This is a genomic window from Streptomyces sp. NPDC054770, assembly GCF_053611985.1.
The window spans coordinates 52,208-73,772 of the sequence record NZ_JBSHBL010000004.1; the positions used below are offsets into that span (position 1 = coordinate 52,208).

The window sequence follows — 21,565 nt, forward strand, 5'->3', positions numbered from 1 at the left end:
GTCACTGCACTGACGGACCCCGTGAAGGGGATGTGACGACGGACGGTGTGAGCACGGTCACAGCCCCGCCCCGTCTGCGACTCATGCGCGCCCCCGCGATCGGCCGGGCCTGCCCGCCCGCCGGCCCGACCGCGGGCGTACGTCACCCGGAACAGGGCCACGCCCGCGGCAGAGCCGTGATCACCGTCTTGTGAGCCGCCGCCTATGCCGGGCTCGTCACCGCCGCCAGCCTGTGCACGTCCTTCGCCGTTCCGGTGACCCCGGAAAGGAACCCCTGCGCCCGCGGTGACGCGTTCTCGGTCAGCCACGTCGGGTCGATGTCGCAGACGGCCACCCGGACGCCCGTGCCCACCAGGGCCAGGGGCAGGGTGTGGACGACGGTCGACGGGAAGCTCAGGATCGTACGGCCGATGGGGCCGCGGCGGGCGATCAGTTCCAGGGGGAGGTCCGGGCGGACTATCTCCAGGCCCGTCTCGGCGGCCAGCCGGTGGAGTTTCTCGGTGCTCTCGCGGCGGTGCGCGAAGTAGCGGGTCGCGCCGTGGGCCTTGGCCAGGTTCTGGACGGCCTCCAGGTAGCGGTCGCCGTCCACGACACCGGTCTCCACCAGGGAGGTGCCGACCATGTCGGCGCCCTTGGTGATGCGCGGCGGCCCGAAGCGGGCGCGGGTCCAGCCGAAGTCGTTCGCGGTGACCGTCACCCCCGCCGGGGTCTCCGTCATCGGCATGGAGGAGAAGACCTCGACGCGTCGGCGGTCGCTCGGGGTGAGGCGGCGGCGGGCGGACGAGGAGACCGGCGCGAAGAGCAGGTCCCGGGCGCCGGGGCGGCCGCCCTTGCGGTGCCAGCGGACCAGGCGTTCGCCGCGCGCCAGCTGGGCGACGAACTCCATCGTCGCCGTGCCGTCGTCGACCACGACCAGGTCACGGGCGCGGGTGATGGTCAGCAGGAGTTGTACGTAGCGGGAGAAGGGGTCGCCCATCACGATCCGGTCGGCCCGGCGGAGCGAGCCCGCCAGGCCGCCGATCGTCTGGAAGGGGGCGGTGGTGCCGCCCCGCGCCTCCTCCCAGCGGACCCGGTATCCCTCGTCCCGGGCCAGGTCCGCCATGCGGCGCAGCTGGCCCCGGGTCATGGGGTCCGTCGGGGACAGGACGACGACCGTGAGTTCCGCGCCTGGCGCAGCTATGCCGGACACCGAGCGCCGTACCTGGCCTGGCACGGTCGGCAGCGGCTCCGCCGACCCGCGCAGGGCATGGACATGCGCCCACTCCAGCACGTTCAGCAGCTGCACCGGACTCTCGACGAACGCGAGTGTGTGGGGGCCGGTGTTCCCGGCGCGGGGGCTCATCGACGTACGACCGTCCCGTCGTCGTAACAAAACAGTCAGACCTGGACCGGCTCGCCGGCAGCCGCGGCGATCTCCGCCTCGGCGACGACACCGGTGACGCGGCGGAGCTTCTTCATCGGGCCGAGCTCGGAGTCGTAGACCTTCTTGACGCCGTCGCCCAGGGAGGCCGAGATGGTGCGGATGTCGCGGACCAGGCGGGTCAGGCCCTGCGGCTCGACGGAGGCGGCCTGGTCGGAGCCCCACATGGCGCGGTCCAGGGTGATGTGGCGCTCGACGAAGGTGGCGCCGAGGGCGACCGCGGCGAGGGTGGTCTGCAGGCCGGTCTCGTGGCCGGAGTAGCCGATCGGGACGTTCGGGTACTCCTTCTCCAGCGTGTTGATCACGCGGAGGTTGAGCTCCTCGGCCTTCGCCGGGTAGGTGGAGGTGGCGTGGCAGAGCAGGATGTTGTCGCTGCCCAGGACCTCGACCGCGTGGCGGATCTGCTTCGGGGTGGACATGCCGGTGGAGAGGATGACCGAGCGGTTGGTGGCGCGCAGGGCCTTCAGCAGCTCGTCGTCCGTGAGGGACGCGGAGGCGACCTTGTGGGCGGGGACGTCGAACTTCTCCAGGAAGGCGACGGCCTCGGTGTCCCACGGGGACGCGAACCACGCGATGTTCTTGCTCTTGCAGTACTCGTCGATCTGGCGGTACTCGTCCTCACCGAACTCCACGCGGTGGCGGTAGTCGATGTAGGTCATGCGGCCCCAGGGGGTGTCGCGCTCGATGTCCCACTGGTCGCGCGGGGTGCAGATCTCCGGGGTGCGCTTCTGGAACTTGACGGCGTCACAGCCGGCCTCGGCGGCCACGTCGATCAGCTTGAAGGCGTTCTCCAGCTCACCGTTGTGGTTGATGCCGATCTCGCCGCAGATGTAGACGGGCTGACCGGGGCCGACCTCACGGGTACCGAACGTGCGCAGACGGGAGTTGCTCATGACTGTGGGGTGTCCTTACTTCGGGAGGGAATCGAGAGAGGGGCCGAGGATCCAGCTGGCGATCTCTCGGATCGCGCCGTCGCCACCCGGGACGGTGGTGACCGCGCGTGCGGCGCCGCGTACGACGTCGTGGGCGCTCGCGACCGCCACGGGCCAGCCGGCTACGGCGAAGCACGGGAGGTCATTGACGTCGTTTCCGACGTAGAGCACGCGCTCGGGAGCGATGCCCTGCTCCTCGCACCACTGCTTGAGTGCGAGGTCCTTGCGGTCGATGCCGTGCAGGACCGGAATCTGTAGCTTCCGGGCCCGGGCGGCGACGACCGGGTTCTGCTCCGTGGAGAGGATCAGCATCTTCAGCCCGCTCTTGCGCAGGGCGGCGATGCCGAGTCCGTCGCCGCGGTGCACGGAGACGAACTCCTTTCCATCGGCGTCGATCAGCACCCGGTCGTCGGTCTGGGTGCCGTCGAAGTCCAGTACGACCGCGTCGACGTCGTCGGCGGTCGGGAGTGCGCCGGGGCGGTCCGCGTCGAAGAGCGGGGCCAGGGCGCGGGCGCGCGCGAGGTCGTGCGGGTCGTCGATCTCCAGGACCCGTGCGGGGTCGGTGCGCACCAGCTCGGTGTGGCCGAAGAAGCGGTGCCGGTGCTCGCGGAAGCCGTCCGCGCGCATCGCGTAGGCGGCGCCGGTCTCCAGGAAGTCCTGGGGGCGGTCCTGGCGGCGGGGCCGGAAGGACTTGTCGTGGTTGACGCCCGTGCCGCCGCTCACCGCGGCCGAGTCGGCGCCCACCGGCACCGGGGCGTCCACCTCGTCGCGCCAGACGAAGCCGTGGAAGGGGGCCACGGTCAGGGCCGTGTCGGCGCCGTTCTCGACGACCGCGGCGGCCACCCCGTCGAGGTCCTCGCGGACGATGAACGGGCTGGTGCACTGCACGAGCAGGACCACGTCCACGGTGGCGCCGTGCAGCGCCTCGTGGGCGTCCATGGCGTGCAGGACGGCGGCCTCGGAGGTGGCGGTGTCGCCGGCGATGGCGGCGGGGCGCAGCACCACCTCGGCGCCGGCCGAGCGGGCGGCCGCGGCGATCGCCTGGTCGTCGGTGGAGACGACCACGTCGGTCACCAGGCGGGAGGCGACGCACTCGCGGACCGCGCGGGCGACCAGCGGGACGCCGCCGACCGGGGCGAGGTTCTTGGCGGGCACGCCCTTGGAGCCGCCCCGGGCGGGGATCACGGCGAGGACGCGGGGCACTACGGCGGCTTCGGGGTGGGACATCGGCTCTGTTCCTTCAGATGCTTCGGCAAGTGACGCTTGCCGCGGGATCCGGTCGCTCACAGCTCTCCCATTCGTCGGATCACGGGGGCCACCCGCTGGACGCCGTGGCGGTAGGCGCCGCGTGCGGCCCGGCGCACGATCTGGCGGACGGGGCCCGGGGCCCGGTCGGCGGCGGGCGCGCCCGGAAGCGGGACGCCGTCGGGGCCGAGGTGGTGGCGGGCCAGGATGCCGGGCAGGTAACCGGACGCGGTCTCGGGTGTGTAGTAGGGGGTGAGGGGCGGCAGCCCCCCGGGCCGGCCGAGCAGCTTCGCGATGCGTTCGCGGGCCGCGTCGAAGGCGGTGGCGTACGTGCCGTCGGCCGCGACACCCTGCCGCGAGACCCACTCGGCGTCGGGCACCGGGCGGTGTCCGGCGTCGAGCTGGTCCCAGGAGGCGAGGCAGCCGGAGCCGACGAAGTGGTGGTTGCCGAGCGCCTCGCGGATGCCGAGGTCGGTGAGGACCACGGTCGGGATCCGGCGGTGCAGGGACTCCAGGGCGGCCGTCGAGCTCATCGTGACAAGCAGGTCGGTGCGGTCGAGCACCTCGCCCATGTGGCCGTACACCAGCTGGAAGTTGGCGGGCACGTCCTTGCCCTGGACCAGCTTCTGGTACGGGAGTTCCTCGATGTGGGTGGTGTGCTCGCCGGGCTTGGAGCGCAGCTTGAGCAGCACCTCCCGCTCGGGGTGCTTGCGGGCGTGCTGGATCAGCCGGTTGAGCAGGTAGGTACGGTCCCTGCGGCTGTCCGGGACCGAGGGCTGGGCGGCGAACACCACGGTGTAGGGGTCGTGTTCGCCTTCGTAGGGCGCCCCGCCGAGGAACGGCAGCGCGACCTCGGTCACCGACGAGGAGTCGGCGCCGACGCCGTCGTACACCGCCCGGAAACGGTCGGCGTCCTGGCGGGAGTTGGCGAGGACGAGGTCCGCGCCGTGCCGCAGCAGCAGGCCGTCGGCGAGCTTCTCGTAGACGACGCCGACGTAGCCGGTGACGACGACGGGCCGCTTCTCCCGGCCGGCCCAGGCGCTGCGCAGCCCGTGCAGCATGGCCTGCACCCCGCCGCCGACGAGCGAGAGGACGAGGATGTCGTACGACTGCTGTTCCATCTCTCTCAGGAACTCGACGGTCGTCACCTCGCGGAGCGAGTCCGCGTGGACGCCGACTTCCTGGAGCTGGCGGGCGGTGGGGGTGGCGCGGCCGCGCAGGAGGTAGCCGTCGAGCCGGACGCCCGGACCATCGGTGTCGCCGGGGATGAGACGCTTCGCGGTGAGCGCTCCCCACTTCCACCGAGTGTCGGAATCCGCCAGGACGGCCACCCGCAGGGACTTCGTTGCACTTGCTGGCACACCGAAGACGCTAGGAAGCCATTCCGAGAATCTCCCGAACCCGAATCCAACAAAAGGTTAACAACACGTCGCCGAATGGCGAATCAGCCCAGGATTGCCCATCAAAAAAGCCTGGTTCACAGCTTCGCCACGTGTCGTTCACCTCGAATCAAGGCGACAGTCAAGACGGATGACGGGCGCCCGCCTAACGTCCTCCACGTGGTCAAGCTCTCCGTCATCGTGCCGTTCTACAACGTGCAGCAATACGCGCCCGACACCCTGAGGAGCCTGCGTGCGAACGCGCGTGAGGACTTCGAATTCATTCTCGTCGACGACTGCTCGACCGACGGGACACCAGAGATTCTCGCGCGAGCCGAGCGCGAGCTCCCAGGCGCGGTCCATGTCAGACACGAGCAGAACGGGGGGCTGGCCACCGCGCGCAACACCGGTATCGACACATCGCGCGGCGAGTACGTGACCTTCCTGGACGGCGACGACTGGCTGGCACCGGGCTACTACCCCCAGCTGGTCGACGCGATCGAGTCGCTGGGCTGCGACTTCGTCCGCACCGATCATGTGCAGTGCACCGCGCGGGCCCGGGTCGTGACCCGGGTGCCGGTCGGCCGCCGCAACGTCGTGATGAACCCGCGGGAGGCCATCCTGCCCGCCGACCGGTCCACCTCCGTCGACTACGCCTACGCCTGGGCGGGCGTCTACCACCGCCGGCTGGTGGACAAGGGGCTCGTGCATTTCACCGACGGGCTGCGCACGGCCGAGGACCGGCCGTGGATCTGGAAACTGCACCGGGAGGCCGAGTCCTTCGCCGCGGTGAACCTGCTCGGCGTCTTCTACCGGCGTGGCGTAGCCTCTTCACTCACACAGATCGGCGACGTCCGTCAGCTCGATTTCATTCGCGCGTTCGACCAGGTGATCGAAGAAACGGCACAGGACGCCGACGCGAAGGAACTCCTGCCCAAGGCCGTCCGTACGTATTGCGCCATCATTTCCCATCACCTGGGATCCATCGAAAGGTTCGAGCCCGCGGTGGCGAAGAAGCTGAAATCCATGAGTGCGGCCGCACTGCGGCGCATGCCGCAGGACGTGCTGGACGAGGCTCTGGACTCCATGGACCTCCAGCGCGCCACCAAGCTGCGCCGGCTGCGCCGCCGTCCCGCCCCCGCGGGAGCCGCCGCGTGACCACCCAGATCTTCGAGGCGTCCACCCTCTACGGCACGGCCACCCTCGCCGCCGCCCTGGACTCCGGCGCCTTCCGCCCGGCCGACCGGCGCATCCTGCTGGTCTGCAACAACGCGGCGACCCCGGAGACCACCCCGGGACTGGACGAGGCACCCGGCTTCGAGCGGCTGCGCGACCGCTTCGACGACGTGATCTCGTACAACGAGACGATCTTCCCGTTCCACCCGGGCGGCTGGGCCCCCCGCGTGGATGACATGCCCCTGTGGGAACGCTTCCTGCGCCACGAGTGGCAGCTCGGCGACGACGACATCGAGCTCGCCGTCGAGTCGATCCAGGTCAACCCCGCGCTCAGCCTCACCCAGATCTTCACCGGCGCCCCGGTCACGGTCTACGCCGACGGCCTGATGAGCTACGGCCCGACCCGCAACAAGATCGACCCGCTGGTCGGCACCCGCGTCGACCGGGTCCTCCACCTGGACCTGGTGCCGGGCCTGAAGCCGATGCTGCTCACCGAGTTCGGTGTCGAGGGCGAGGTCGTGCCGACCGCGGCGTTCACCAAGGTGCTCGCCGAACTCGCGCCCAGCGGCGACGAGTTGCCCGAGATCGACGAACCGGCCCTGCTGCTCGGCCAGTACCTCTCCGCGCTCGACATCCTCACCGCGGAGCAGGAGGAGAACCTGCACGTCCGGATGTTGAAGGGCGCCGTCCAACTCGGCCACACCAAGGTCGTGTTCAAGCCGCACCCCTCCGCCCCGGCCCGGTTCGCCCGCACCCTGGAGCAGGAGGCCGAGAAGCTCGAGGTCGACCTCACGGTCCTGGACACCACCGTCCTCGCCGAGGTGCTCTACCAGCGGATGCGTCCCGCCCTGGTGGTCGGCTGCTTCTCCACCGCGCTGCTCACCGCGTCCGCGCTCTACGGCCTGCCGACCGCCCGCATCGGCACCGACACCCTCCTCGACAAGCTCACCCCGTACGAGAACAGCAACCGCGTCCCGGTCACCGTCGTCGACGCGATGGTGCCCGCGCTCTCCGACCGCAAGGCCGTCCAGGAGCAGCGGCCGGGCATGAGCGTCGAGGCGCTCGGCGAGCTGATCCGTGCGGTCGGCTTCGCGATGCAGCCGAAGATCTACCCGCAGCTGCGCGGCGAGACCGAGCGCTACCTGGCCAAGCACCTGAACGAACGCACCATGCGTTACTTCAAGCGCAAGCGCCTGACCTCGCTCGGGCTGCCCGGCGGGGTGCCCGCGCAGCTGGCGTTCCTGCCGCGCAACGCCACCGTGCGCCGGATGGCCCGCAAGGCACGCAACCTGCGCAGGGGCGTACGCCGCTGAGCACTCTGCAGTATGTCGGCTGCGGCGCCGTCGTGGCTGGTCGCGCAGTTCCCCGCGCCCCTTTGGGGCGCTGTCGAACCGCCTCTTGAAGGAGCGGGTTGGGAAGCGGCGCCTCACGTCGTCGGTCGGCTGCGGCGCCGACCAGGGGCGGGTCCCGATCAAGGGGACCCGCCCCTTCGGTGTCACCGGCCCAGGATCTTCTTGATCGTGGCCGCGTTGTCCTGGGTGACCTTCCACAGCTGCTGCTGCCGGTCGTGCACGTCGGCGACGGTGCGGCTGTGGTTGTCGAGGATGCCGATGGCGCGCTCGGTGAGGATCTCGCCGAGGTCCTTCTCGTGCACCGAGACGCCCCACTCGGGCCGCTCGATGTCGTTCAGGAAGTACGCCATCTTCGGGTGCGAGATCAGCGAGATGATCGGCGTGCCGACCCCGAACGGGATCATGCCGGCGTGCCCGCGCATGCCGATGACCAGGCGGGTCTTGGCGTACGTCTCGCGGATCTCGTCGTTGGAGAAGTCGTACATCGGGATGACCGGCAGCGAGATGCCGTGCTCGCGGCGCAGGTCGAAGGCGATCTTCTCGTCGTCCAGGGAGTGCGCCACGCACCTGACCTCGGTGTGCTCGCCGATCTTGCGGACGGCCTTGGCCATCTCGGCGAGGAAGTGCCCGTAGTCGTGGCCGAAGCGCAGCCCCGCGCGGTCGTAGGCCGCGTTGAGCATGACGGTGTCCTCGCGGTACGCCGGGTCGGTCCAGCCGGCCACCAGCTGGCGCATGACCGTGGTGGGGCAGGGCTGGAAGACGACCTTGTCCTGGAGCTCCGGCGGGAGCATGCCGCGGACCTTGGCGATCGAGCCGTGGTTGCGCAGGCCGAAGAAGGAGGACTTCTCGACCAGCAGCCGCAGGCTTTCGTTGAACCGGTTGGCCCGGTAGGACTGGCCGTCGAAGGCGTTGAAGCCGACCGCGTAGATCATGATCGGGACGTCGATGGCGCGCAGGTGCTCGTCCGGGACGTTCCACTGCCAGGCGCTGTTGCCGTTGGGCATGGTGTCCGGGATGAACAGACCGCCGCCGCCGATGACCAGACCGCGGCGGGCGTTGACCCGGTCCACGGCGGCCTTGTCGAAGTACCGGTGGGCGTGCACCGAGTGCCAGCGCCGGGAGGTGGTGTCCGGGCCGAAGCCGAGCCGGACGGTCTCCGGGAGCAGCTTGTCGCCCGCGTTGCCCTGCCGGTCCATGTAGAACGCGACGTGCGCCAGCTGGTCCTCGGCGCTGCCCTGCTCCTGGGAGGGCACGGCGGCGGCGCGCTGGGCCCACAGCCGGCTGGAGCGGTGGGTGGGGTCGACGGTGAGGCCGGCGGTGGCGTACCGCAGGGCCTCGGTGTTGTCGCCGTGCACCCAGGCCATCTGGGCGAGCCGGGCGAAGGCGGTGGCGGCCCGGTTGGGGGCGGCGGAGGCGAGCAGCAGCTGGGTCTTGGCCTCCTCGTAGCGGGAGACGCTCATCAGGGCGTGGCCGAGCACCTCGTGCGGCCAGGCCTCGTCCAGCGGGATCCGGACGCTGGACAGGACGTCCACGGCGTCCTGGTAGTCGCCGGCCGCGAGGTGCGCGGCGGCCACCTTGCGGGCGATCTCGACGTCACCGGTGCGCTTGACGTGCGGGGTGCCGAAGTGGACGACCAGGTCGTGGTGGAGGCCGCCCGGGGCCTCGAAGTAGGCCGCGTGGAACTCGGCGTCGGTCAGCTCGAACCCGCGCCAGCGGTCCTCGGCCTGCGCGTAGCCGCTCTCGCCGCCCTGCCAGGGCTTGTGCCGCCCGGTGAAGTGCAGGATCTTCGTCTCCTCGGGGACCGGGAGGTCGCCGGAGAGCCGCCGCTTGACGAAGTTGTACTTGGCGTCGAGGCGGACGAAGTCGCCGTCCAGGACGGCGTTCAGGATGCCCTGGTCGTGCTTGTCCAGCTCGTAGTCGCCGCTGCGGCCGGTCTTGTCGATCTTCGCGCAGAACTCGTCGGACAGGTACTCCTTCTGGATCACCAGAAGACCGGAGTTCAGCTTGTGCTGCCCGTAGAAGAACTGCGGGACGGCCGCGAGACCCTCGCGCAGCTCCAGGAGCTCGTCCAGACCGCCGAGGACGACCATGTCGGTGTCCAGGGTGATGACGGTGTCGTAGTCGCGCAGCCGGAAGATGTCGAGGATGAAGTACGCCTTGCGGACCAGGTAGTTGTCCTGGTCGCCCTTGACGTAGGAGTCGTAGTGCGTGTCGTTGACCCGCTGCAGCACGATGCGCGGGTGCAGGGCGCGGATCTTCGCGATGGAGGCCGGGCGCAGGTCGTCGTAGAGCACGACGAAGTCCTCGCAGACGCCCGGGTTGGACAGGGCGAGGCTGCGCAGCAGGGCCAGGAAGCCGGGCAGGTAGTTCTCGTCCACGTAGGACGCGAAGGCGATCCGGCGCTTCTTGGTGAGGGCGCTCGCGTCGGTGTTGGGTATCGGCGGGGTGAAGGTGGTCGTCATCGCAGGGAGATCCTCATGTCGGTCACGCTCTGGGCCCGCTGCATGACCCAATCCTTCTCGCTGGTGTATTCGTGCACGGAGGTGATGGCCAGCTTCATGGCCTCCTGCACGCGGTAGGCGCCGCTCTCGTAGAAGTCGAAGCCGATCAGGTCCAGGGTCGGGCTGACGTCCAGGAAGTCCAGCAGCCACAGCATGTTGAACCCGGAGGTCGGGATGCCCGACCAGGTGTCGGTGCTGATCTGCCCGATGTTGCGCATCGGCCAGCGCAGCGACTCGTCGCCGAGGTACTTCTGGGCGCCGGGCACCAGCTTGTTGCGCAGCGAGTGCTTCCAGTCGCCCGAGACGCCGCCGAAGATCAGCCGGGTGGTCACCGGCTTCTCCCAGTTGAAGGCGTGCTTGTGGATGCTGACGTGGATGTCGGTGCGCTCGCCGGTGTGCTTCGGGTCGATCTTGTACGAGTTGAAGCGCACGACCAGGTCGTAGTCGTCGATCTGCTTGCCGATGCCGCCGGCGCCCACCCGGCCCGAGTTGGCGATCAGGCAGACGGACTTGCCGGCGATCTGGTTGCGGAACTCGCCGAGGCTGATCCACTGCACGCCGTCGACGGTCGGGTTGGCGACCGGGCCGCGCATCCGGATCCGGCGCTGCTCGGCGTAGAGCGCGACGGCCTCGGCGATGCCGGCGTCGTTGCCCTCGGCCAGGCGCAGGTCCAGGTATTGGCTGAGCAGCTCCTGCCGGTCGTTCACCGGCGCCTCGTCCTCGGCGAGGGCGAGCAGCGCGCCGACCAGGCGGGGCTCGGCGGCCCGCCAGTCACCGGCGGCCTGGAGGGCGAGGCCCTCGGCCCAGGTGGCGGTGGCGGGCCCGCGGACGTGGTCCGCGGCGGCCGGGACCTGGCGCTTGAGGAGGCCGAGGAGTACGCCTTCGAGTTCGGCGGCGCGGCGCATGCCGGAGATCCGGCTGGCGACGCCGAAGCCGTCGTCGGCGGTGAGTTCGAGGTAGCGCTCGTAGGCCTCGACGGCCTCGCGCTCCTCGCCGAGGCCCTCCAGGATGCGGGCGCGCAGCCGCCAGCCGGCGCGGGAGTTCTTGCGCTGGGCGAGGACGGTGTCGCTGATCACCAGGGCGAGGTTCAGCTCGTCGTTGTAACCGCACTCCAGGGCCTTGTTGGCGACGGCGAGCAGCGCGTCCAGCAGGTCGTTGTTGATCCCGCCCGAGGGGCTCGCCGCGCCCTTGACGGCGCGCTTGAGAAGCGCCGTCGCACCGCCGGCCGAGGCGGGCGCGGCGGTGGTGGTGCCTTCCGTGGCGACGACCACCAGCAGCTTGCGCAGCTGCTCCGCCAGTTCCGCGCGCCGCCGGTCGAGACTGCCGACCACTTTGCCGCTGTGCACGGCGCAGGCGTGCAGGCAGTCCTCCAGCTCCCCTCCGCGCGCAGGTGCCCGCCTGTTCTGGACCCTCGTCATAGCTCTCCTGATTTTGCCAAGCAAAGCTTGTGTAACGGCTGTGTGTGGTGAGGTGACCCGCACCGGGGGGATGGATGGAGAAACTAGGAAGCCAAAACGACCATATGGTTAACGAACACCGACGGGTAAGAGAATGGTTAGCAGGTTCACCGCGCACTTTCTATGATTCCCCCAGGTGACGGTATTGGGCTTCCCACATCCCGGGGACTTCGCGAACAGATCGGATGATTAACGGCCCGGACTCGGGTAGGCGTCTCGGACCATGTCACTCGCGACCCCCACACCGGCGCCCTCGCCTGCGAAGACCCCGGTCGTCCCGGCCCCACCCGGACACCCCCGCACCCGCCTGCTCGCCCTCGACGGACTGCGGCTCGTCGCCGCCCTGTCGGTCTGCCTCTACCACTACGCCGGACGCGGCGGAGTCGTCTCCGCGTCCTGGCACCAGAACCCCGCACACGTCTTCCCGACCCTGTCCCGGGCGGCCGTCTACGGCTGTCTCGGCGTCGAGTTCTTCTTCGTCATCAGCGGTTTCGTGATCTGCATGAGCAGTTGGGGCCGCTCCCTCGGCGACTTCTTCCGCTCCCGCGTCGCCCGCCTCTACCCCGCCTACTGGATCGCCCTGGTGCTGGTGACCGGGGCATCCCTGGTCCTGCCCGCCGTCGTCCGCGCGGTGCGGCCCGACGAGTTCCTGGTCAACCTGACGATGCTGCAACAGCCCATGGGCGCACCGCGCGTGCTCGGCGTCTGCTGGACGCTCTGGGTCGAGGTCCGCTTCTACGCCCTGTTCGCACTGACCGTCGTCCTGCCGGGGGTCACCTACCGCCGGGTGGTGCTGTTCTGCTCGGTGTGGACCCTGGCCGCGGTCCTGTCCACCGCGGCCGGCGACAGCTCGTGGACCGAGCTGGTCGTGATGCCGCAGTACGCCCCGTACTTCGTCGGCGGCCTGGCCCTCTACCTCGTCCACCGCTTCGGCAACCGGCTCCTGCCCTGGGGCATCGTGGCGCTCTCCTGGATCCTCGGGCTGCGCACCGCCACCGAGGGGCTGTGGCACCCCGGCTCGCCCCGCGACCCCTACGTCGTGATGCTCGTCGTCACCCTGGCGTTCGCCGCGGTCGCGGCGGTGGCGGCGGGCTGGACCCGGTGGGCCGCCTGGCCCTGGCTGACCACGGCCGGGGCGCTGACCTACCCCTTCTACCTGGTCCACGAACACATCGGATGGTTCGCGATCCGGGTACTGCACCGGGGGTGGGGAATCCCGCCATGGCCGACGCTGCTGATCACGGTGTGCGGAATGCTCGGACTGGCCTGGCTGATCCACCGGTTCGTGGAGACACCGCTGGGACCGCGGCTGAAAAGGGGATTGAAGACCGCGTGATTCGGTTCTGATTCACCTCTCGTTCACTTTTGGAAGTTGGCCCGCCGTTCATCTCTCCGTCGGTTTCGGAACCGTACGGCGGGCAGGCACCGTAGAGCCCTGTCGAGCACAGGTTCCCCCCAGGGATCCCACAGGCTTCCGCACCGCGTATCGAGGGAGTGCCCCTTCCGCATGGCCACCACCCAGGAAACGATCCGACCGCCCCGCCGTCTCGACGACGTCCCCGGCTGGTTCCCCGTACTCGACCAGGTGCTCTTCGACTGGTTCCTGAACCGCCAGGAGGCCTCCGGAACGCGGGGCGACCTGCTCGAAGTCGGGGTCTACATGGGCAAGAGCGCGATCTTCACCGGCCGGCACCTGCGGCCCGGCGAGTCGTTCACGGTCTGCGACCTCTTCGAGGGGGACGCACCCGACGACGCGAACCGCGCGGAGTCGACGAAGTCCTACGCCAAGCTGACCCGGCGGCGTTTCGAGGAGAACTACCTCGCCTTCCACGACGAGCTGCCCCGGGTGCTCCAGGGGCCCAGCTCGGTGGTGCCGGGCGAAGTCGCGCCGGGCTCCTGCCGGTTCGTGCACGTGGACGCGTCGCACCTGTACGAGCATGTGCACGGCGACATAGCGGCGGCCCGCGAACTGCTCCTGCCCGACGGGATCGTGGTCCTCGACGACTTCCGCTCCGAGCACACCCCGGGCGTCTCCATCGCCACGTGGGAGGCGGTCCTCAACGGGGACCTGCATCCGATATGCATCAGCACCCAGAAGCTGTACGGGACGTGGGGCGACCCCGGGCCGGTGCAGGACGAGCTGATCGCGATGGCGCGGGGGCGGACCGACTGCCACCTGAGCATGCAGGAGGCGGCGGGGCACCGGATCATACGGCTGAAGTCCAAGGGGATGCGGGAGCCGGAGTTCCCGCCGTCCCGCTACGCGGATGCCCCGGTCGCGCCGGAGGCGCCTGGGCCGACTCCAGCGCCTGTGGCGCCCTCGGTGTCGCGGTCGGTTCCTCGGCAGCGGAGCCGGGTGCGGCGGGTCGCGGTGGATCTGCTGCCGCCTGTGCTTACTCGGGCGCTGCGGAGGGCGATGCGGTAGCCCCGGGGGGCGGGGGTTGCCGGACGGCCGCGGGTGCGTTGTGGCTGGTCGCGCAGTTCCCCGCGCCCCTTCGGGGCGCTACAGCCAGGGGTACCAAAGGGTGGGCGCGTTGTCCCTCAGGGGGTCTTGTAGCGGGCGCTGATTCCCTCGATGACCAGTTCCAGGCCCTCGTCGAACTGGTGGTCGTAGTCGGTGAAGAGTTCTCGGCCCGCTGCTGCCGACAGGGGGAAGTCGGCCAGCAGGCGGGCGCGTTCGGCCACGTCGTAGCCCTCGCGGCGTTCGCCCGGGAGGGGCTCGACGCCCTGTTGCTCGATCACGAAGCCGACGGTGTAGGCGTTCGTCGTCATGCCCGCCTGGGCCGCCTGGGCGAGGGTGAAGCCGGCGCCCGTCATGAGCCGGAGGTACGCCTCCTGCTCCGGGGCGTGGTCGATGCCCGTGAAGCGTGAGCCGCTGTAGACACGGGCGCCGTCGCGGTAGCCGAGCAGGGCGGTGCGCAGTCCGCGGCTCACCGTGCGCAGGCCGTCCTGCCAGGTGCCGGCCGGGTCGAGCCGGGTCTCCGCGGTCATCCGGCGGTACATCTCCGTCGCCATCTCGTCGAGCAGCGCCTGCTTGTCCTTGAAGTGCCAGTAGAGGGCCGGGGCCTTGACGTCCAGCTCCTTGGCGATGGCCCGGAGGGTCAGCCCCTCCAGACCGACCTCGTTCAGCAGGCGCAGCGCCGTGTCGGCGACCCGGCGGCGGTCGAGGGGGGCGCGTCGTTCCGTACTCACACTTGACAGCTTAACAGCGTTAAGGGCAGCCTTGTCATCACCGGAACTTAACAACGTTAAGGTGAAATGTGATGGATGCGATGGATACGTTCGATGTGCTGGTCGTCGGCGCCGGGCCCACCGGGCTCGCCCTCGGTATCGACCTGGCCCGGCGCGGGGTGGACACCCTGGTCGTGGAGGCGGGCGAGAAGCTGTTCCCGGGCTCGCGCGGCAAGGGGATCCAGCCCCGCACCCAGGAGGTCTACGACGACCTCGGTGTGCTCGACGCGATGCGTGCGGCCGGCGGCCCCTACCCGCCCCAGCTGTTCTGGAAGAACGGCGAGCCGCAGGAGACGAAGCCGATGTTCGACGCCGTGCCGTCGGACGAGGGCGCGCCGTACACCGAACCGCTGATGGTCGCGCAGTGGCGCACACAGGAGGTGCTGTACGCACGGCTGCGGGAGCTGGGCGGCCGGGTGGCGTTCGGGCGCGGTGCGACGGGCCTGGAGCAGGACGCGGAGGGGGTCACGGTCCGCTTCGCCGACGGTACGGCCGCGCGGGCGCGGTACGTCGTGGCGGCGGACGGCGGGCGCTCGACCGTACGGCGTGCGGTGGGCGTCGGGATGACCGGCGAGCCGGTCGACCCGAGCCCCTTCCTGGTGGCCGACCTGCGGGTGCGGGGCCTCGACCGAGACCACTGGCACACCTTCATCGGCGACGACGGGTACGGCGTGGCGCTGTGCCCGCTGGCCGGCACGGACGACTTCCAGCTGGGCGGCAGGCTGCCCGAGGGCACGGAGCCCGACCTGTCCCTGGAGGGTCTGCGCCGGCTGGTGACGACGTACAGCCACCTGAACGCGGCGGACATCACCGAGCTGCGCTGGGCCTCCGACTTCCGGCCGCGTGCCGCGCTGGCCGACCGGTTCCGGGTGGGCCGGGTCTTCCTGGCCGGGGACGCGGCCCATGTGCACTCCCCGGCCGGCGGCCAGGGCCTGAACACCAGCATCCAGGACGCCTACAACCTGGGCTGGAAGCTGGCCGCGGTCCTCGAAGGCAAGGCCCCGGACGCGCTCCTCGACACCTACGAGGAGGAGCGCCGCCCGAACGCCGCCGCGATGCTGGGTCTCTCGACGAGCGTCCACCACGGCGAGGTGCGGCGGGGCGAGGCCACGGTGCAGCTGGGCATCGGCTACCGGGAGTCCTCGCTGGCGGAGGAGACCCGGGCGAACCCGGGTCCGGTGCGGGCGGGCGACCGCGCACCGGACGGGCGGAACGCGGCGGGGGTGCGGATGTTCGACGCGTTCCGGGGGCCGCACTGGACCCTGCTGGCACCGGAACCGGTGGCCGGCATCCGCACCCTGCCGGCTCCCCGCTCGTACGGCCCGGGTGTGTTCCTGGTCCGCCCGGACGGCTATGTGGGCTGGGCGGGCGAGACGGCCGAGGGGCTGGGGACGTATGCGGGGCGTACCGGGGCCTGAGCGCTCCGCTGGGAAGTGCCGCTTCGGGTCGTCTGGCATCTGCGGCGCCGTCGTGGCTGGTCGCGCCCACGCGGCGGCAGCCGCATATCGGATACAGCCCCGCGCCCCTACGGGGCGCTGCCCAGGCCGCGGCGCTGGAGGCTGCGCAGGCCGACCCTTATGACAGGGAGCAGGGCCCAGCACACCGACGCCCAGTGGGTGACCAGTGCGACGGGTATGGAGATCAGGAAGGCCAGCATCATGGCGGTGAGCCAGCTCAGGGTGTTCGACACGGCCTCAGCCGAGCCGGAGGTGCTGAGGACGCCCGACCTCCGCAGGTCGGCGACGGCCAGCCGGAAGAACAGGCATATCAGGACCTGGTTGGCGGCGTACACGATGAACTGGACCTGGTAGGCGTCGGCCTCGCTGGTCAGCAGCTTCGTCGTGAACGGCGTGACGACGATCGCGAGCAGCCACAGCAGGTTCCACCGGATGGCACCGCCGGAGAGTCCGGTCGCGTACCGGAACAGGCGCTGGTGGATCATCCAGTGGATGGCGATGGCCCAGAAACTGACCAGGAACGCGGTGTACTCCGCGAGATGGTCGCGCAGGAAGTGCAGGACACCGCTGTTGCCGTGGACCTCCCCGGTGGGGACCGGCAGTTCCAGGGCGAGCAGGGTGATGGCGATGGCCACCACCGCGTCCGAGAAGTAGATCAGCCGCTCCGGGCTCGCCGGCCGGCCGCCGGAACCGGGGGCCTCCTCGGTGTGCTCGGTCCGGTCATGGGGCCCGGCGAGGTGCTGCGCGCGGGTGTCGGCCATCTTCTGCTGTTTCCTTTGCTTCCTTGTGCGGGGCTGCGGACGGTCACGCCATCGCCTGTGCGGCGCGGGCCTTGGCGCGTGCGGCGTACCGGCCGCCGGCGGTGAAGGGGAGGACGAACGCGAGGATCTGGGCGGCGACGAGCGGCACCGTCGCGGAGTGGTCGTAGTCGACGACGGCGGCGCAGGCGAGCGCGCCGAGGGTGAATCCGGCCGCCCAGATGGTGGTCAGCACCATGTTGACCCTGAGGAACCGCGGGGAGTCCCAGAACTCCCGGGGCACCTCGGCCCGGGCGAAGGCCAGGGTGAACGGGCGGCGGACCGCGAGGGAGGTCAGGGCCGTGGCCGCCAGGGTGGCGTTCGCCAGGGCACAGATCCAGTGCTGGACTCCGCTGCCGGGGTCGGCCAGCGCGATGCCTGCCATCACCACGAAGAACCCGCAGGTGGCGGCGCCCAGGAGATCGACCGTGCGGGCGCGCAGCTGCCGGGCCAGCAGATACAGCGCGGCCAGGGCGGCAGCGCAGGTGCCCAGGCGCCAGTCGACCGGGCTCAGGGCCGCGTAACACAGCCAGGGCGCGAAACCGCGGACGTAGTTCACCGGTTGTCTCCGTCTCCTCGGGATCCTTCGGACAGGCCGAGAGTCCAACATTGGACGGTCCAAGAATGGCCGGTCGATCTTGCTCTGTCCAGCCGCGACGGGTGAATTCCGGAAAGGTAGGGTGAGGCCATGAGCTTGCCCCACGCACTCCTCGGTCTCCTGGCCGAGCAGCCCGCCAGTGGATACGACCTGCTCAAGCGGTTCGAGTCAGGCCTGTCCGCCGTGTGGCCCGCCCAGAAGAGCCAGGTCTACGGCGAGTTGGCGAAGCTCAGCGAGAAGGGGCTGATCGAGGTCACCGGGACCGGCGCACGCCAGCGCCGCGAGTACGGCATCACCGACGCCGGGCGCGCGGAACTGCGCGGCTGGCTCACCGAGCCCGGCACCGACCTCGCGTTCCGCAGCGCCGCCCTGCTGCGGGTGTTCTTCCTGTGGACGCTCAGCCGCGAGGAGGGCGTCGAGTACCTGGAGAACTTCGCCCGCGTCAACCGCGAACGGCTCACGGCGCTGGCAGCCGTGCGGGACAACGCCGAATGGGTCGGCGACCCGGTGCAGATCTGCGGCTGGCTGATCCTCGAGTACGGCCTGCGCGGCTCCACGACGTCGGCGGAGTGGGCGGACTGGGCCGCGGAACGGCTCACCGAACACCTGTGACCCCGGCCGGGGCCGGCAGGCCCTGGGTGACTCAGGCGCTGGCCAGCGTCAGCTTCACCGCGAAGCCCAGGAACAGCACCCCGGCCGCCGAAGTGGCCGTCGCCGACATCCGCCTGCGGCGGCGGAACGCGTCGGCCAGCTTCGTGCCGCTGAATATCAGGGCGCTGAGGTAGAGGAAGCTGGCCAGCTGGGCGAAGGCGCCGAGGACGACGAAGGACAGCGCCGGGTAGGCGTACCCCGGGTCGACGAACTGCACGAAGAAGGCGATGAAGAACAGGATCGCCTTCGGGTTGAAGAGGCTGATCACCAGGGCGCGGCGGTACGGGTGCTCCTGCGCCGGGGCGGTGGCCGGCGCCGCCTGCTCAGCCGCCTGCTCCTTCCGCGACCGCCACATCGTCCAGGCCGCCCGCAGCATGCCGATCGCCAGCCAGGTGAGATAGCCGGCGCCCGCGTACTTCACGATCCCGAACAGCACGGCGTTGGCCTTGAGCAGCGAGGCCACCCCGGCCGCCGACAGCGTCATCAGCACGGTGTCCCCGCACCACACACCCGCGGCGGCTGTGTAACCGGCCCGGACACCCTGCCGGGCGGCGACGGACAGCACGTACAGGGAGTTGGGACCGGGCAGCAGGACGATCAGGACGAGTCCTGCCAGGTAGGTGGGGAGATCGATGACGCCGAACATGAGAAGCAGTGTCGCACGCGGGTCCGACAACGCCCCCGGGCGTTCGTCGTCGGAACCTCGGAACCCTCGTCAGAACGCGTCCCTCGGCTCATAGGTCCCCCACACCTCCCGGAGCGCGTTGCACACCTCGCCCACCGTGGCCCGTGCCCGTAGTGCCTCCTTCATCGGGGGGAGGACGTTGTCGTCGCCCTCGGCTGCCTTCTTCAGGGCGGTGAGGGCGGTGGTGGTCGTCCGCCGGTCTCGGGCGGCGCGCAGCCGGGCCAGGCGTTCCGTCTGCCGGGCCTCGATGGCCGGGTCGACGCGCAGCGGCTCGTACGGCTCCTCCTCGTCCAGCCGGAAACGGTTGACGCCGACCACCACCCGCTCCCCCGCGTCGGTCTCCTGGGCGATGCGGTAGGCGCTCCGCTCGATCTCCCCCTTCTGGAAGCCGTGCTCGATCGCCGCCACCGCACCGCCCAGGTCCTCGACCCGCCGCATCAGGTCCAGGGCCGCCGCCTCCACGTCGTCCGTCATCCGCTCCACGGCGTACGACCCCGCGAAGGGGTCGACGGTCGCCGTCACGTCGGTCTCGTACGCCAGTACCTGCTGGGTGCGCAGGGCGAGCCGTGCGCTCTTGTCCGTGGGCAGCGCGATGGCCTCGTCGAAGGAGTTGGTGTGCAGCGACTGGGTGCCGCCGAGGACCGCGGCCAGCGCCTGGACCGCGACCCGGACCAGGTTCACCTCCGGCTGCTGCGCCGTCAGCTGGACGCCGGCCGTCTGGGTGTGGAAGCGGAGCATCAGCGACCGGGGGTTCCGGGCGCCGAACTCCTCCCGCATCACCCGTGCCCAGATCCGGCGCGCCGCACGGAACTTGGCGACCTCCTCCAGGAGTGTCGTACGGGCCACGAAGAAGAAGGAGAGGCGGGGCGCGAAGTCGTCGACGTCCATGCCGGCCGCGACCGCCGTGCGCACGTACTCGATGCCGTCGGCGAGCGTGAAGGCGATCTCCTGCACGGGGGAGGCACCGGCCTCGGCCATGTGGTAACCGGAGATCGAGATGGTGTTCCAGCGCGGGATCTCCGCCCGGCAGTACTTGAAGATGTCCGCGGTCAGCCGCAGGGACGGCTTGGGCGGGAAGATGTACGTGCCCCGCGCGATGTACTCCTTGAGGACGTCGTTCTGGATCGTGCCGGTCAGGGCGGCCGCGGGTACGCCCTGCTCCTCCGCCACCAGCTGGTACAGCAGGAGCAGCACGGCCGCCGGGGCGTTGATCGTCATCGATGTCGACACCCGGTCCAGCGGGATCCCGCCGAACAGCACCCGCATGTCCTCGACCGAGTCGATCGCCACCCCCACCTTGCCGACCTCGCCGTGCGCGAGGGGCGCGTCGGAGTCGTGGCCCATCTGGGTGGGCAGGTCGAAGGCGACGGAGAGACCGGTGGTGCCGTGCGCGATGAGCTGCCGGTAGCGGGCGTTGGACTCGGCGGCGGTACCGAAGCCGGCGTACTGGCGCATGGTCCAGGGGCGGCCGGTGTACATCGTCGGGTAGACACCCCGGGTGTAGGGGTACGACCCCGGGTCGCCGAGTTTCCCGGCCGGGTCCCAGCCCGCCAGGTCCCCCGGACCGTAGACCGGCTCGACGGGCAGTCCTGACTCCGACTCACGGACCATGATGGGTGACCTCCGCAGTAAGCCAGTACGCCGATACGGCGATATCCCGGTACGTCTGCCGGTTCCCACCATGCCTCCTTGTTCGGCGGCGGTCACGCGGGGAAGCATCCACGGCATGAAGGTCTCGGCGTACTCAGGGATCCTGGCAGCCGTACTGGCCGTGCTGTGCGGGTGCACGGTGCAGCCGCCGGACGGCGGGGACGCCAAGGGGCACCCGCCCGTCCACATCGACCTCCCGAACGGCCCGACGCCCGCCGGCACGCCCGCCGGCACGCCGGCCTCCACCCCCTCCCCGTCCGCCGTCGAGACCGTCCCGCCGCACATCGTCTTCACCCGCGGCGACACCGGCACCGGCGTCCGCGAGCTCCAGGCCCGGCTGCGCCAGGTCGCCTGGCTGTACGACGGGCCGACGGGGACCTACGACGACCTCACCGCCCAGGCCGTCAAGGGCTTCCAGGGCAAGCGCGGGCTGCCGCCGACGGGTGAGACCGACGCCGTGACCTGGCAGCGGCTGGTGCGGATGACGCACAGGCCGGGCAAGTGGGAGCTGTACCTGATGGGCGGTCAGCCGGCCGCCGCGCCCGACCCCCGGTGCCTGACCGGGCGGGTGCTGTGCATCAGCAAGACCAGCCGGACGCTGCGCTGGATGGTCGACGGGCGCACGGTGTCGACGATGTCGGTGCGGTTCGGGGCGCAGTACACCCCGACGCGTGAGGGTGTGTTCCACGTCTACTGGAAGTCACGTCACCACTTCTCGACGCTCTACCACTCCTCGATGCCGTACGCGATGTTCTTCAGCGGTGGCCAGGCGGTGCACTACTCCTACGACTTCGCGGCCCGGGGCTACGCGGGCGGCTCGCACGGGTGCGTCAACGTGCGGGACGAGGCGGCGATCGCGGATCTGTTCGCTCAGGTGCGCAACGGCGACAAGGTCGTCGTCTACTGGTGAGCGGGTGACATGCGAAGGACGTGCGGGGCGCGGGGGGGGCCGGGGGGACGTGTGCCCCCCCCGCCCAATCACGAGCCCCGGGGACGGGGGGGACCCCCGCGCTGTGCGACGGCCGAAGTCCCAG

18 protein-coding genes are annotated in these 21,565 nt (G+C 70.5%); 7 read left to right on the forward strand and 11 right to left on the reverse strand.

Annotation, left to right across the window (positions count from 1 at the left end):
- Positions 1-202: 202 nt before the first annotated feature.
- From ACWGKQ_RS05610 to ACWGKQ_RS05625, 4 genes are read right to left on the reverse strand one after another with little or no spacing between them, the layout of a single operon-like run.
- A complete protein-coding gene (locus ACWGKQ_RS05610) occupies positions 203-1,342 on the reverse strand; it encodes a hypothetical protein (RefSeq protein WP_453290577.1) in 1,140 nt (379 codons plus the stop codon).
- 35 nt (positions 1,343-1,377) lie between these two features.
- On the reverse strand, positions 1,378-2,313 hold the full coding sequence (locus ACWGKQ_RS05615; RefSeq protein ID WP_453290578.1) for an N-acetylneuraminate synthase family protein: 936 nt from the start codon (positions 2,311-2,313) through the stop codon (positions 1,378-1,380).
- 15 nt (positions 2,314-2,328) lie between these two features.
- Entirely contained in the window at positions 2,329-3,579 is a 1,251-nt protein-coding gene (locus ACWGKQ_RS05620) for a cytidylyltransferase domain-containing protein (RefSeq protein ID WP_453290579.1), read from the reverse strand.
- Positions 3,580-3,635: 56 nt separating this feature from the next.
- Positions 3,636-4,958, reverse strand: a complete 1,323-nt coding sequence (locus ACWGKQ_RS05625; protein ID WP_453290580.1) for a DUF6716 putative glycosyltransferase — start codon at positions 4,956-4,958, stop codon at positions 3,636-3,638.
- 198 nt (positions 4,959-5,156) lie between these two features.
- Here ACWGKQ_RS05625 and ACWGKQ_RS05630 point away from each other — a divergent pair, with 198 nt between their 5' ends.
- Together ACWGKQ_RS05630 and ACWGKQ_RS05635 are read left to right on the forward strand one after the other, a co-directional pair.
- Entirely contained in the window at positions 5,157-6,134 is a 978-nt protein-coding gene (locus tag ACWGKQ_RS05630; RefSeq protein WP_453290759.1) for a glycosyltransferase family 2 protein, read from the forward strand.
- Positions 6,131-7,465, forward strand: a complete 1,335-nt coding sequence (locus ACWGKQ_RS05635) for an alpha-2,8-polysialyltransferase family protein (RefSeq protein ID WP_453290581.1) — start codon at positions 6,131-6,133, stop codon at positions 7,463-7,465. The genes ACWGKQ_RS05630 and ACWGKQ_RS05635 overlap by 4 nt, the downstream gene beginning before the upstream one ends.
- 182 nt (positions 7,466-7,647) lie before the next feature.
- On the opposite strand, the gene ACWGKQ_RS05640 is transcribed toward ACWGKQ_RS05635, so the two are convergent.
- Together ACWGKQ_RS05640 and ACWGKQ_RS05645 are read right to left on the reverse strand one after the other, a co-directional pair.
- The gene (locus tag ACWGKQ_RS05640; RefSeq protein ID WP_453290582.1) at positions 7,648-9,966 is read right to left on the reverse strand and encodes a glycosyltransferase; all 2,319 of its coding nucleotides are present in this window, start codon (positions 9,964-9,966) and stop codon (positions 7,648-7,650) included.
- Positions 9,963-11,423, reverse strand: coding sequence for a hypothetical protein (locus tag ACWGKQ_RS05645; RefSeq protein ID WP_453290583.1), 1,461 nt, complete (start codon positions 11,421-11,423; stop codon positions 9,963-9,965). Before ACWGKQ_RS05645 ends, ACWGKQ_RS05640 begins: the two co-directional genes overlap by 4 nt.
- Positions 11,424-11,685: 262 nt before the next feature.
- Between ACWGKQ_RS05645 and ACWGKQ_RS05650 the strand changes: the two genes are divergently transcribed.
- Positions 11,686-12,798: an acyltransferase family protein gene (locus ACWGKQ_RS05650; RefSeq protein WP_453290584.1), complete on the forward strand. Its 1,113-nt coding sequence runs from the start codon at positions 11,686-11,688 to the stop codon at positions 12,796-12,798.
- Positions 12,799-12,969: 171 nt separating this feature from the next.
- The gene (locus ACWGKQ_RS05655; protein ID WP_453290585.1) at positions 12,970-13,887 is read left to right on the forward strand and encodes a class I SAM-dependent methyltransferase; all 918 of its coding nucleotides are present in this window, start codon (positions 12,970-12,972) and stop codon (positions 13,885-13,887) included.
- 116 nt (positions 13,888-14,003) lie between these two features.
- On the opposite strand, the gene ACWGKQ_RS05660 is transcribed toward ACWGKQ_RS05655, so the two are convergent.
- Positions 14,004-14,654, reverse strand: coding sequence for a TetR/AcrR family transcriptional regulator C-terminal domain-containing protein (locus ACWGKQ_RS05660; RefSeq protein ID WP_453290586.1), 651 nt, complete (start codon positions 14,652-14,654; stop codon positions 14,004-14,006).
- Positions 14,655-14,734: 80 nt separating this feature from the next.
- On the opposite strand from ACWGKQ_RS05660, the gene ACWGKQ_RS05665 reads away from it, so the two are divergent.
- Entirely contained in the window at positions 14,735-16,111 is a 1,377-nt protein-coding gene (locus tag ACWGKQ_RS05665) for an FAD-dependent monooxygenase (protein WP_453290760.1), read from the forward strand.
- Between the two features lie 107 nt (positions 16,112-16,218).
- Here the strand turns inward: ACWGKQ_RS05665 and ACWGKQ_RS05670 are convergent, their stop codons facing one another.
- Complete coding sequence (locus tag ACWGKQ_RS05670) at positions 16,219-16,911, reverse strand: TMEM175 family protein (RefSeq protein ID WP_453290587.1); 693 nt, start codon at positions 16,909-16,911, stop codon at positions 16,219-16,221.
- 43 nt (positions 16,912-16,954) lie between these two features.
- Positions 16,955-17,506 carry a hypothetical protein gene (locus tag ACWGKQ_RS05675; protein ID WP_453290588.1) on the reverse strand — a complete coding sequence of 184 codons (552 nt, stop codon included), beginning with the start codon at positions 17,504-17,506 and terminating at the stop codon, positions 16,955-16,957.
- A 129-nt stretch (positions 17,507-17,635) separates the two neighbouring features.
- Here ACWGKQ_RS05675 and ACWGKQ_RS05680 point away from each other — a divergent pair, with 129 nt between their 5' ends.
- Positions 17,636-18,157: a PadR family transcriptional regulator gene (locus ACWGKQ_RS05680; RefSeq protein ID WP_453290589.1), complete on the forward strand. Its 522-nt coding sequence runs from the start codon at positions 17,636-17,638 to the stop codon at positions 18,155-18,157.
- Positions 18,158-18,188: 31 nt separating this feature from the next.
- Here ACWGKQ_RS05680 and leuE read toward each other — a convergent pair whose 3' ends face one another.
- On the reverse strand, positions 18,189-18,842 hold the full coding sequence (gene leuE, locus ACWGKQ_RS05685) for a leucine efflux protein LeuE (RefSeq protein ID WP_453290590.1): 654 nt from the start codon (positions 18,840-18,842) through the stop codon (positions 18,189-18,191).
- Between the two features lie 69 nt (positions 18,843-18,911).
- Positions 18,912-20,492 (reverse strand): acyl-CoA mutase large subunit family protein, encoded by a 1,581-nt coding sequence (locus ACWGKQ_RS05690; protein ID WP_453290591.1) that lies wholly within the window; start codon positions 20,490-20,492, stop codon positions 18,912-18,914.
- Positions 20,493-20,607: 115 nt separating this feature from the next.
- On the opposite strand from ACWGKQ_RS05690, the gene ACWGKQ_RS05695 reads away from it, so the two are divergent.
- A complete protein-coding gene (locus tag ACWGKQ_RS05695) occupies positions 20,608-21,441 on the forward strand; it encodes a L,D-transpeptidase family protein (RefSeq protein ID WP_453290592.1) in 834 nt (277 codons plus the stop codon).
- Positions 21,442-21,565 lie beyond the last annotated feature (124 nt).

Excerpts from the sequence above, each read along its gene's own strand:
- ACWGKQ_RS05610 (WP_453290577.1), bottom strand. The coding sequence starts at position 1,342 with ATGAGCCCCCGCGCCGGGAACACCGGCCCCCACACACTCGCGTTCGTC.
- ACWGKQ_RS05615 (WP_453290578.1), bottom strand. The coding sequence starts at position 2,313 with ATGAGCAACTCCCGTCTGCGCACGTTCGGTACCCGTGAGGTCGGCCCC.
- ACWGKQ_RS05620 (WP_453290579.1), bottom strand. The coding sequence starts at position 3,579 with ATGTCCCACCCCGAAGCCGCCGTAGTGCCCCGCGTCCTCGCCGTGATC.
- ACWGKQ_RS05640 (WP_453290582.1), bottom strand. The coding sequence starts at position 9,966 with ATGACGACCACCTTCACCCCGCCGATACCCAACACCGACGCGAGCGCC.
- ACWGKQ_RS05645 (WP_453290583.1), bottom strand. The coding sequence starts at position 11,423 with ATGACGAGGGTCCAGAACAGGCGGGCACCTGCGCGCGGAGGGGAGCTG.
- ACWGKQ_RS05650 (WP_453290584.1), top strand. The coding sequence starts at position 11,686 with ATGTCACTCGCGACCCCCACACCGGCGCCCTCGCCTGCGAAGACCCCG.
- ACWGKQ_RS05655 (WP_453290585.1), top strand. The coding sequence starts at position 12,970 with ATGGCCACCACCCAGGAAACGATCCGACCGCCCCGCCGTCTCGACGAC.
- ACWGKQ_RS05665 (WP_453290760.1), top strand. The coding sequence starts at position 14,735 with ATGGATACGTTCGATGTGCTGGTCGTCGGCGCCGGGCCCACCGGGCTC.
- ACWGKQ_RS05670 (WP_453290587.1), bottom strand. The coding sequence starts at position 16,911 with ATGGCCGACACCCGCGCGCAGCACCTCGCCGGGCCCCATGACCGGACC.
- ACWGKQ_RS05680 (WP_453290589.1), top strand. The coding sequence starts at position 17,636 with ATGAGCTTGCCCCACGCACTCCTCGGTCTCCTGGCCGAGCAGCCCGCC.
- leuE (WP_453290590.1), bottom strand. The coding sequence starts at position 18,842 with ATGTTCGGCGTCATCGATCTCCCCACCTACCTGGCAGGACTCGTCCTG.
- ACWGKQ_RS05690 (WP_453290591.1), bottom strand. The coding sequence starts at position 20,492 with ATGGTCCGTGAGTCGGAGTCAGGACTGCCCGTCGAGCCGGTCTACGGT.
- ACWGKQ_RS05695 (WP_453290592.1), top strand. The coding sequence starts at position 20,608 with ATGAAGGTCTCGGCGTACTCAGGGATCCTGGCAGCCGTACTGGCCGTG.